The organism is Inquilinus sp., assembly GCF_057815775.1.
Genome location: NZ_JBYRFX010000011.1, coordinates 1 through 1,521, shown reverse-complemented (window position 1 = coordinate 1,521; position 1,521 = coordinate 1). Strand labels below are relative to the sequence as shown.

Here is a 1,521-nt window from a genome sequence, read left to right as displayed (position 1 = left end):
TCATTCTATTTTTCAGGCAGTGGAGTCAAGTGGCGAGGGGCCGGCCACGGCGAATGCTTCGGCAATGCCGGTGTGGGAACAGTGCGGCCGAGCCGGCGGAGCCCCTCTGTGCACCCCCTCCCCTTGCGGGCGGGGGCAGGGGGAGGGGTCTGCGCGCGTCCGCGCGCGAATGGGCAAAGGGTAGACTTCACGGTCAAAGCCGGATTGCCAGAACCCGCGCCGGTGCACTGCCATCGACACCCCCTCCCCCTACCCCCTCCCGCGAGGGGAGGGGGGACACATTTCTTCGTCTGTCTTGAGTTGTTTGGGAGCCGACAGGACTAAGCCGGCACCCGCGCCCGGCCTTGCAGCCAGCGCTGGCCGAACTGGGCGATGGCCAGCGCCAGGGCGCCCGAGGCCAGCGACACCAGGAAGCCGTTCTGGGCGCCATAGGTGTCGATCACCCAGCCCGAGACCGAGGAGCCGAAGGCCACGCCGATGCCGATGCCGGTCATCGCCCAGGTGATGCCCTCGGTCAGCTGCGACGGCGGCACCAGCCGCTCGATCAGCCCCATCGCGGTGATGATGGTGGGCGACACGGCGGCGCCGGCCAGGAACAGGACTGCGGCCAGGGCCGGGATGCTGTCGATGACCAGCAGTGGCAGCGTCGTCAGCGCCGCCAGGCCGATGGCGAGGACGAATTGCCGGGCCAGCGGCATCCTCAGCTTCAGCGTGCCGAACACCAGGCCGACGATCAGCGACCCGGCGGCATAGCTGGCCAGGACCAGGCTGGCCGCGGCCTTCTGGCCCTGGGCCTCGGCGAAGGCGATGGCGGTGACCTCGGCGGTGCCGAAGATCGCGCCGATCGCCGCCAGGGTCAGGACGATGACGCGCAGCGACCCCAGCCGGATGACGGCGGTGCCCCGCCCGGCCTCGGCGGCATGCACCGGCGGCTCGGTCGACCGCTGCGCCGCGAACAGCAGCGCGCCGCCGGCCAGCAGCAGCGCGGCGGCCAGCGGCCCGGCTTCGGGGAAGAGGGCGACGCTGAGGCCGATCGCGAGGACCGGCCCGGTCATGTAGATCACCTCGTCGACCACCGATTCGAAGGCGAAGGCGGTGTGCAGCTTCGGGGTGTCGCGATACAGCTGGGTCCAGCGTGCCCGCACCATCGCCGACATGCTCGGCATCGCCCCGGTCAGCACGGCGAACAGGAACAGGGTCCAGTCCGGCGCGCCGGTGCGGGCGGCCAGCATCAGCCCGGCCAGCGCGGCGACGCTGACGGCGCTGGCGGGCAACAGCACGCGGGCCTGGCCGCAGCGGTCGACCAGCCGTGAGACCCGCGGCGCGATCAGGGCGTTGGCCAGGGCGAAGGTGGCGGCCACGCCTCCGGCCAGCCAGTATTCGCCGCGGGTCTGCGACAGCATGGTGACGATGCCGAGCGTGATCATGGCCTGCGGCAGCCGGGCGACGAATCCCGTGGCGGAAAAGGCCGTGGCACCGGGGGCCTGGAAGATGGCGCCATAAGGGTTCGGCATCGGGAAC

Annotated in this window: 1 protein-coding gene; it reads right to left on the bottom strand. The window is 71.3% G+C overall.

The annotated features are described in order from the left end of the window. Positions 1-320: 320 nt before the first annotated feature. Positions 321-1,521, bottom strand: a 1,201-nt coding sequence (locus tag AC3XYG_RS00490) for an MFS transporter (RefSeq protein ID WP_489137852.1), incomplete at its 5' end; no start/stop codon positions are given.